At 33.4% G+C, this 9,728-nt stretch carries 10 protein-coding genes; 4 read left to right on the plus strand and 6 right to left on the minus strand.

What is annotated here, in order from left to right; genetic code table 11:
* The 3 genes from M0M44_RS02000 to M0M44_RS02010 all read left to right on the plus strand — a co-directional run bounded on the left by M0M44_RS02000 (position 1) and on the right by M0M44_RS02010 (position 3,118).
* Positions 1 to 1,443, plus strand: coding sequence for a SusD/RagB family nutrient-binding outer membrane lipoprotein (locus M0M44_RS02000; RefSeq protein WP_248728275.1), 1,443 nt, complete (start codon positions 1 to 3; stop codon positions 1,441 to 1,443).
* Between the two features lie 84 nt (positions 1,444 to 1,527).
* On the plus strand, positions 1,528 to 2,262 hold the full coding sequence (gene rlmB, locus M0M44_RS02005) for a 23S rRNA (guanosine(2251)-2'-O)-methyltransferase RlmB (RefSeq protein WP_248728276.1): 735 nt from the start codon (positions 1,528 to 1,530) through the stop codon (positions 2,260 to 2,262).
* Between the two features lie 52 nt (positions 2,263 to 2,314).
* The gene (locus M0M44_RS02010; protein WP_248728277.1) at positions 2,315 to 3,118 is read left to right on the plus strand and encodes a DUF2490 domain-containing protein; all 804 of its coding nucleotides are present in this window, start codon (positions 2,315 to 2,317) and stop codon (positions 3,116 to 3,118) included.
* Here M0M44_RS02010 and M0M44_RS02015 read toward each other — a convergent pair whose 3' ends face one another.
* Positions 3,119 to 3,622: a hypothetical protein gene (locus tag M0M44_RS02015; RefSeq protein ID WP_248728278.1), complete on the minus strand. Its 504-nt coding sequence runs from the start codon at positions 3,620 to 3,622 to the stop codon at positions 3,119 to 3,121. It abuts the gene before it with no gap.
* Positions 3,623 to 3,679: 57 nt separating this feature from the next.
* Positions 3,680 to 4,444, minus strand: a complete 765-nt coding sequence (locus M0M44_RS02020; RefSeq protein WP_248728279.1) for a rhomboid family intramembrane serine protease — start codon at positions 4,442 to 4,444, stop codon at positions 3,680 to 3,682.
* Positions 4,445 to 4,617: 173 nt separating this feature from the next.
* Between M0M44_RS02020 and M0M44_RS02025 the strand changes: the two genes are divergently transcribed.
* Entirely contained in the window at positions 4,618 to 5,895 is a 1,278-nt protein-coding gene (locus tag M0M44_RS02025; protein WP_248728280.1) for a replication-associated recombination protein A, read from the plus strand.
* Between the two features lie 14 nt (positions 5,896 to 5,909).
* On the opposite strand, the gene M0M44_RS02030 is transcribed toward M0M44_RS02025, so the two are convergent.
* The 4 genes from M0M44_RS02030 to M0M44_RS02045 all read right to left on the minus strand — a co-directional run bounded on the left by M0M44_RS02030 (position 5,910) and on the right by M0M44_RS02045 (position 9,524).
* Positions 5,910 to 6,662 (minus strand): hypothetical protein, encoded by a 753-nt coding sequence (locus M0M44_RS02030; protein WP_248728281.1) that lies wholly within the window; start codon positions 6,660 to 6,662, stop codon positions 5,910 to 5,912.
* Positions 6,662 to 7,348: a YjjG family noncanonical pyrimidine nucleotidase gene (locus tag M0M44_RS02035; protein WP_248728282.1), complete on the minus strand. Its 687-nt coding sequence runs from the start codon at positions 7,346 to 7,348 to the stop codon at positions 6,662 to 6,664. The genes M0M44_RS02030 and M0M44_RS02035 overlap by 1 nt, the downstream gene beginning before the upstream one ends.
* 3 nt (positions 7,349 to 7,351) lie before the next feature.
* Positions 7,352 to 8,041: a RadC family protein gene (gene radC / locus M0M44_RS02040; RefSeq protein ID WP_248728283.1), complete on the minus strand. Its 690-nt coding sequence runs from the start codon at positions 8,039 to 8,041 to the stop codon at positions 7,352 to 7,354.
* Between the two features lie 127 nt (positions 8,042 to 8,168).
* Complete coding sequence (locus M0M44_RS02045; RefSeq protein WP_248728284.1) at positions 8,169 to 9,524, minus strand: UDP-N-acetylmuramate--L-alanine ligase; 1,356 nt, start codon at positions 9,522 to 9,524, stop codon at positions 8,169 to 8,171.
* Positions 9,525 to 9,728: the final 204 nt, after the last annotated feature.

Consider the following 9,728-nt stretch of genomic DNA (forward strand, 5'->3'; position numbering starts at 1 on the left):
ATGAAAAAATTAATCCTCTCAATAACAGCATTGTCATTATTTATGACAAGCTGTGTAAGTGATGATCCTACATACAACAATGACCAGGACAAATCTTACGATGTGCCTTCTGAGACGCTTTTCACAAATGCTGAAAAAGAGTTGACAGATCAACTAGTAACTCCAAGTGTTAACTTAAGTATCCTAAGATATGCATCTCAATATTGGGCTGCAACTCAATATAATACAGAAGCCAGATTCAATATTACTACAAGAAGAATTGGAGACGGACACTGGAATGCATTATATAGAAGTACATTAGGGAACTTACAAACTTCAAAAGAAGTAATTTTAACTGAAACAGGTGATGCTGCCGTACAGAAAAATAAAATTGCTTTAATTGAAATCCTACAAGTTTACACTTTCCAAGTTTTAGTGGATACTTATGGAGATGTTCCTTATACTGACGCATTAAAAGTAAAAGAAGTAATTTTACCTAAATACGAAGATGATGCAGCTATTTACCCTAAATTAATCACTAGATTAGATGCAGCTATTGCTCAATTAGATACTAGTGCTGATTCTTTTGGTTCTGCTGACTTTATTTATGGAGGTGATGTAGCAAAATGGAAACTTTTTGCTAACACTTTGAAATTAAAAATTGGTTTGAATTTAGCTGATGCTGATGCTGCACTTTCTAAAAGTACAGTTGAAAGTGCTTACAATGCTGGAGTTATCTTAAACAATACTCAAAATGCAACTTTCGACTATCCAGGAGCTGCTCCAATGTACAATCCTATCTTTGCTAACTTAGTAGCTAGTAACCGTAATGACTTCGTTGCTTCTGAAACTATTGTTAATGCAATGAACGCTTTAGAAGATCCAAGAAGAGCTATTTATTTCAATGCAATGCCTGACGGATCTTACAAAGGAGGTCTTAATGGTCCAACTAACGTTTACCAAAATTTCTCTGCTATTGGAGATAAGTTAAAAGCTGCTGATTTCCCAGGTTTATTAGCTGAGGCTACTGAATCTAACTTCTACTTAGCTGAAGCTGCTGCAAGAGGATATGCTGTTGGAAATACTGCTGAGTACTACTATAACAGAGCGATTACTGCTTCTTTCGAAAACTGGGGAATTGCAAGTGAAGCTGCTGCTTACTTAGCTAAACCAGAAGTAGCTTATGCTACTGCTTCAGGAACAACTTACAAAGAAAAAATCGGTAAACAAGCTTGGATTGCTTTCTTCAACAGACCGTTCGAATCTTGGAACTCTTACAGAAGATTAGATTTCCCTGCTTTAGTTGCACCTGCTAACGCTGTTGCTGCTGCTGAAGGAGAAATTCCAAAACGTTATACTTATCCAATCAACGAGCAAACAGTAAACAATGCAAATTGGGCTGCTGCTTCTACTGCAATTGGAGGAAACAAACTTAAAGTTCACGTTTTCTGGGATAAATTCTAATTTATTCTGAAAAACAATATATCAAAACCGCTCTGTTAATTCAGGGCGGTTTTTTTATATAAACATATTACCTATATTTGTCCAATGGAAAAAGAACATCAAATATTTGGCATTAGAGCCATCATAGAGGCAATTCAAGCAGGAAAAGAAGTAGATAAAGTTTTCATACAGAAAGACATTTCTGGCGAACTTATGAAGGATTTAATGAAGGTAATGAAACGTGCAAACGTTAACTTCTCTTATGTACCTGTAGAAAAACTAAACCGCCTTACTCCAAATAATCACCAAGGTGCAGTAGCAACCATCTCCCCTATCGGTTTTATTGATTTAGAACATTTAGTTGAGTCTACAATTGAATCAGGTCAAAAACCTCTTTTTCTAATATTAGATCAGGTATCAGACGCTAGAAATTTTGGTGCTATTATTAGAACTGCTGAATGTACTGGTGTAAATGGAATCATTATACAAAAAGCAGGTTCGGCACCCGTTAATGGAGATACGGTTAAGACTTCTGCTGGAGCTGTATTCAATGTACCTATTTGCAAAGTTGAACATATAAAAGATGCTATTTTTTATTTGCAAGGTTCTGGTATAAAAACAGTTGCTGCAACTGAAAAAACAGATCAAAACATATACGACATATCACTATCAGAACCATTGGCTATTATTATGGGATCTGAAGATCGAGGAATAAATCCTTCTGTTTTAAAAATAGTAGACGAAAAAGCCAAATTACCAATGTTTGGCACAATTGGCTCATTAAACGTATCTGTTGCCTGTGGTGCTTTTCTATACGAAGCTGTTCGACAAAGAACCTAAAAACACATTGAGAGATTATGATGCGAATGAAATAATTAAATACCTTTAATTAATGCTTTCAAAATCTAATTCAAAATCAAAAGTTACAATATTCCGCTGCCTGTTTGTAATTTTACTAATTACAAACAGCTACGGACAAAATACTACGTATAATCAATTTTGGAATGAAATCCAATTCAACCAAACTTTAAGCAAAAAATGGGCAACAGAAATAGATGTTGCCGCTGCTTATAGCAGTAAAGAATCATCTCCAAATTTATTTGATAACACTATTCAAAGATCCATTAGAGGTTGGGGACATTATTACTTTTCTCCCAGATGGAAGTTCTCTGCTTTCATCGCTTATTTCAACAATAGAGATGTTCCAGAAATTGGTCAATTTGAATCTCCCGAAACACGCTTTGCTCTTCAAGGAATTTATTACTTTCATAAAAAGGGATATACTTTAAGCACAAGAATGCGTACTGAATTCCGTCATATGAGAAATGAGGATGATGATTATGAAAATGTTCTTCGATATAGACAGCAAATTAAATATATACAACCAATCAATAGTAAAATATTAAGAAGCGGTGTTGTATATGCGATTGCGTCAGATGAGCTTTATTTCAAATCTGGAGCAAAAGTTACTGGTGAAAGTTTTTTTGATCGGAATCGTTTAAATATTGGAGCCGGATATTTATTTTCGGATGATTTTCAGGTGGAACTAACCTATTGCAACGAATATCTTCCACGAAACAAAGGTAATCAGACAACAAACGCTGCATCGCTTACTATAACTTTCAATAATCTTATTCGAAATCTTAAAAAGAAAATCGAAGCCAAAAAGCATCCTGAAATAAAGGATGAAGAATAATTAGTTTTCTTCTTTCTTTAAAAAACATTTAAGCTGTTCGATGATAGCGTCTTTGTGAAGCTTAAAGTTATAGCTTCTCACAAATTCAGTTCCTTGCATATTGATTTCAGCAGTAATAGCTTCGTAATTAGAAAACGCTTCAAGATCTTTATTGTCTATCAAATAGAGAACTTGCATTATAGAATCGTTACGTCGATATTGTGTATCGTAATGCGCTAAATTATATGTTTTGTTATCCGCCAGATGAATTATTAAATCATCCTTGATCTTTTTTCCAACTTTCTTTTCTGGAAACGGTGTCGGTTGCAGGGCAACAAAATAATTTTCTTTATCTGTAACAATATTAATTTTCAAGGATTTTGATTTCGTAGTATAAAAAACTGCTGGCTCAAAATAGTAAATCATACTTCCATCTGCCTGTACCCTATTTTTTATCTCGCATTGAGCAATTCCTTTCCCAGTAAAAACAAAACTAAAAAACAAAAGTAGAAATTTCATTTTCATAGCGCTCAAAATTAAATTGTTACACTAACAAATTTACTTTTTTTATTTCAAAGAAAATTATTCATCGGTTTCTTCTTGATCTCTTTTTTTAACTACAATATAATTTACTGGATGACTAGATGAAAAATAATCTATCTGATCCTGTTCTTCCTCATGGGAAAAAGTAACGAAATTTCCATTTTCATCAAAATGCTTCATAAAAGGATCGCTGCCCGGATCAAAATCTGGACGCTGCCAATCGTAAACAATTGGCTTTGCATATTCGGGTGCTTTATAAAATAAGGTCAAAACAAAACCGGTAATAAGTCCAGCCAAATGCCCTTCCCAAGAAATAGATTGATCAACATCTGGAAAAACATACCATATCATTCCGCCATAAAGTAAAATCACGGTTAAGGATAATGCCACCAATCTATAATATTTAGTCTGAATACCCTTAAAGAAAATAAAACTAACTAAAACATAAATTAATCCGCTGGCGCCGATATGAAAATTTTCTCTTCCAACAACCCAAGTAATTAATCCCGAAAAGAGAATCCCGTAGCTTATAACACCTAATGTTTGTTTTGGATAAAAAAACTGCATCGCCGCCAATAGTATTACAAGCGGAATACTATTATTATACAAATGATCTAAATTTTCATGAATGAACGGACTAAATAAAATACCTCGAATTCCAATAAAATCCCGAGGATAAATTCCGTATCGATAAAAATCAAAATCAAAACGGATCTGAAGCCAATATACTATCCATAAAAAAAGGACAAAAAACATCGGAAGTCCAATAACCGAATTTGAAAACTTAAAATTAGTATCGTTCATATATTCATAAAATAACAATTAACAGGACTCAAAAAACTATCCAAAAATATTTTACTGATATTTTGTCATATCAAAATTTAAAATTGTCTCAAATCAGAACAATCGTTCTCTCTGCAAACTGTTTTAACTTTTGAATGAATGAAATTTAAATCTTAAAATAGTAATTTTGTAATATGGAAGCACCTTTAGCAGAGCGTATTCGTCCGCAGAAATTAGAAGATTATATAAGCCAACACCATTTGGTTGGACCAACTGGTTCCTTAACACAGCAAATTTCAAAAGGAATTATTCCTTCATTGATTTTTTGGGGACCACCTGGTACGGGAAAAACAACATTGGCCCAAATCATTGCTCAGGAATCCAAAAGACCTTTTTATATTTTAAGCGCTATAAATTCTGGCGTAAAAGATATTCGTGATGTTATAGAAAAGGCAAAACAAAGTGGAGGACTTTTTACTGCTAAAAACCCTATTCTGTTTATCGATGAGATTCATCGATTTAGTAAGTCACAGCAAGATTCACTTTTGGCTGCTGTAGAAAAAGGCTGGATAACTTTGGTCGGTGCGACAACCGAAAATCCAAGTTTTGAAGTCATTCCTGCATTATTGTCACGTTGCCAGGTTTATATACTAAATGCATTTACAAAAGCAGATCTAGAAGCTCTTTTGCAACGTGCAATGAAAACCGATGCCTATTTACTAACAAAAAAAATAAATCTAAAAGAAACAGAAGCTTTATTGCGTATCTCTGGCGGTGACGGAAGAAAACTCCTAAATGTATTTGAACTTGTCGTTAATGCTTCAGCTGGTGATGAAATTACCATTACCAATGACCGTGTTTTTGAACTTGTACAACAAAACACCGTTCTTTATGACAAAACGGGCGAACAGCACTACGATATTGTTTCTGCGTTTATTAAATCTATTCGCGGTAGCGACCCTAACGGAGCCGTTTATTGGTTGGCAAGAATGATCGAAGGCGGAGAAGAGGTTAAATTTATTGCCAGAAGAATGCTTATTTTGGCAAGTGAAGATATTGGCAATGCTAACCCAACCGCTCTTATAATGGCTAATAATACTTTTCAAGCTGTTACAACAATTGGATATCCGGAAAGCCGAATCATTTTAAGCCAATGTGCAATTTATTTGGCCACTTCGCCAAAAAGCAACGCTTCTTATATGGCAATTGGCAACGCACAACAACTGGTTAAACAAACTGGCGATTTGCCTGTTCCTATTCATTTGCGAAATGCTCCTACTAAACTGATGAAGGAATTAGGATACGGAGATGAATACAAGTATTCGCACGATTATGCAAATAATTTTGCCGAACAAGAATTCCTTCCAGATGCCATAAAAGAAACGGTTCTTTATAATCCCGGAAACAATTCTAGAGAGAACAGCACCCGCGAATTTTTAAAGAACCGCTGGAAAGATAAATACGGTTATTAAACCGTATTTTGTATTTAGAATTTAACTACAATTTTTTCTGAAACTAATTTATCATTTTGATAAGATTCAAAGTACCACTGTCCATCTTCTTTTAAGATTAACGAACCTTGAACATTATCTTTTATAGCGATATAAACATTTGGTTGAGAAGTTTTAAGAAGCTTCATAACTACCTTTGGTGTTTTATCAATCAATTGGTAACCAGATTCTGTTGGTTGAGCATATAACAAATTTGGATCTTTCAAATCTGGCGAAGATGCAGTAGCAACTGGAGTTGCAACTACTGTTGTTGCCACAGCAGCTTTTACAGGAGCAGACGTTTTTGCAGTCGCAACCGAATTTCCGCTATACTTATAACGTAAAGCATAAACTGACTTAAAGGCATTGTCTAATGCTTCTTTATAAGCCACTTCATATTCTTTCTCTCTACTTTTTCCTGCTTCTGAAGTAAAAACTACTTGTCCAAAACAATCTTTAAATTGTATAATAAGTTTTGTTACCAAGAAAGCATTATCTCTTACTACGTCCATATATAAAACCTGGCAACGGTCTGTATATCCCTCAGGAAGTTGTTCATTTGAATAAAAAGCTTCTAAACCCGCTTTAGTCAAATTTTGTTTACTTAAAGTTGCCAAACGATATTGATTATCTGTCTTCATAAACTCATATTTCAGAGGAATAATTACAGCTTTGTAATCATTAATAGACTGTGCAAATCCAACAACTGAACATAAAATTGCAGTAAGTAAAATTTTAATTCTCATCATTATAAATATTTTTTTAGTTCTAATAAATGGTTAATTTGTTTATAATTTTCGGAAACGTCCACTCGTTTTTCATTAAAGAAAATAGCATCTATGCCAGCATTTAAAGCTCCGTTTACATCAGCTTCAAAATCATCTCCGATCATGATACTGCTTTCTTTTGATGTATTGGCTAATTTTAATGCATAGTCAAATATAATACTATTTGGCTTTTTAACTCCAGCTAATTCCGAATTTGTAATTGTGCTGAAATATCCCCCAAGTGAAGCATTATTGATTTTCTTTTCCTGAACATGAGCAAATCCGTTTGTTATAATATGAAGCTTATACTTAGGCTTTAAATATTCCAAAACTTCAATTGCTCCATCAAAAAGATAATTGTTGTCGGTAAGAAACTCGATATAGTCGTTGGCAATTTCTAAAATATTCTCTTCTGAAATTACATAATTCAAAGCGTCGAATGAAAACTTCAAACGATTATAGCGCAACTCCTGATGTGTAATTTTATCATTCTGATACAATCTCCAACATTCTTGATTGATCGGAATATATTGTTTAATAAAATCTTGAGTAACGATTTCTTGATACTTAGTTTTGAAAATTCGATCAAAAGCCATTTCTGAGTTTTTATCAAAATCCCAAAGCGTGTGATCTAAATCGAAAAAGATGTCGGTAATATTGGTGTTCATGTATTAAAAAATTCCTTCATCTACAAAACTATAATATTTTGATTCAGTTATAATCACATGATCTAAAACTTTAACATCTAAGATATCTCCTGCAGTTTTTATTTTCTTAGTAATTTGCTTATCGGCATTACTTGGATCTAAACCTCCGGAGGGATGATTATGACACAAAATCAAGGCCGTAGCTCCATTTTCTAACGCTAATTTAAAAACCAATCGTATATCTACAACAGTTCCAGCAATGCCTCCTTTACTTAATTGCGATTTAGAAATCACTTTATTTGAATTATTAAGAAAAAGTACCCAAAACTCTTCATGAGGAAGTTCACCGATAATGGGTTGCATGATATCGAAAACAGCCTTACTTGAAGTTATTTTTTTAAGTTTTATTATATCTTCCGCTCTTTGCCTTCTGCCTAATTCCAAAGCTGCTACGATCGAAACAGCTTTTGCTTCACCTATGCCTTTAAATTGCATTAGCAGAGAAATAGTCATTTTTCCTAAGGCATTTAGATTTTTTGAAGATGCTAAAATCCTTTGACTTAACGCAACAGCAGATTCATTGCGGCTACCAGAACCAATCAAGATGGCCAATAATTCAGCGTCACTTAAAGCATCTTTTCCCTTGAGAATTAATTTTTCGCGAGGTTTGTCATCATCTGACCAATTTTTTATAGCGAAATGCCCTCCTTCCATAATATAAATTTTGAAAGGCGAAGATATTAAAAAGAAGAAAAATCTTTCAAAAATTAAATCGATTTTTAAAAAAAGCCGACTGTATAAACAGTCGGCAAATTATATAATTGGCTAATAATCAAATTTTCTAATTAATCAACCCTTTTACTTCGTCAAAATTTAAACCTCCATAGTTTCCTGAACTCATCAATAAAAGTGCAGAATTATCTAAATTTAAGTTGAATAAGTATTCTTTAAATTCAGCTGGATTGGTATAAATAATTAAATCTTTTCTATTGAATGCTGTAGCAATCTGTTCATATGTTACTTCCTCTAATTGTTTAATTTTCACCGCATCTGGAGAATAGAAAACTACTGCAACATCGGCATATTCCAAAGCACCTTCATACTCTTTTAAAAACTCCGCATTTAAACTGCTGTAAGTATGTAATTCTAAACAAGCCACCAAAGTTCTATTTGGGTATTGCTCTTTTACAGCTTTTGTTGTTGCTGCTACTTTACTAGGCGAATGCGCAAAATCTTTATAAGCTACTTTTCCTTTTCCTTCCGCAATTTTCTCCAAACGTTTAGACGCACCTTTAAAACTTGCAATTGCTTCGTAAAAATCGGCTTCGTCTACGCCCATATTTTGACAGATCCATTTTGCTCCAGCCAAATTATTTAAGTTATGCGCTCCAAAAACTTCAATTGGCATATCACCTTCTGGGGTTTTCAATAAAGTTACACCGTCACTCACAGAATATTCTGGAGTTGAATACGCAATTTTTCTAATCGGATTTGTGGCAGCTTCTGAAACAAGTTTTACTTCTGGATCATTTTCGTTATAAACCAAAATTCCTCCGTTTGTAATTTTTTCGATGAAAATCTCAAACTGTTCAACGTAGTTTTCATACGTTGGAAAAACATTAATATGATCCCAAGCAATTCCAGAAATCAAAGCAATGTTTGGCTGATATAAATGAAATTTAGGACGTTTGTCAATTGGAGAAGATAAATACTCATCACCTTCCAAAACCATAAAATCATTTTCTTCAGTTAGATGCACCATTGTATCAAAACCTTCCAACTGTGCTCCAACCATATAATCGACAGCAATATTATGATAATGCATTACATGCAAAATCATAGAAGTAATCGTTGTTTTTCCGTGAGAACCACCAATTACGACACGAGTTTTATTTTTAGATTGTTCGTATAAAAATTCTGGATACGAATAGATTTTCAAACCTAATTCCTGCGCTTTTAATAATTCAGGATTATTTGCTTTTGCATGCATTCCTAAAATAATCGCATCAATATCTGAAGTGATTTTTTCTGGAAACCAACCCATTTCTGCAGGAAGAATTCCTTTTTTCTCTAATCTTGATTTTGAAGGTTCAAAAATAGCATCATCACTTCCTGTAACCTGATATCCTTTATTATGTAATGCTAATGCAAGGTTGTGCATAGCGCTTCCGCCAATGGCGATGAAATGTGTTTTCATTTAAAATGTTTAATCGTTAAACTGTTTAATCGGTTAATCGAAATGGCAAATAACTTATTAAACTCAATAATTATTCTTCAAAAATAAGGAATTATAGATTCTATCATTTGGTTTTAAAGATAAATTGTTAATTTGTACGAAATTTATTTTAAAAAAACAGCAGCACTCCCAACCTTCTTTAAAAACAGAGCATCTTTAGATTAA

Source organism: Flavobacterium humidisoli (assembly GCF_023272795.1).
GTDB classification, from domain to species: domain Bacteria; phylum Bacteroidota; class Bacteroidia; order Flavobacteriales; family Flavobacteriaceae; genus Flavobacterium; species Flavobacterium humidisoli.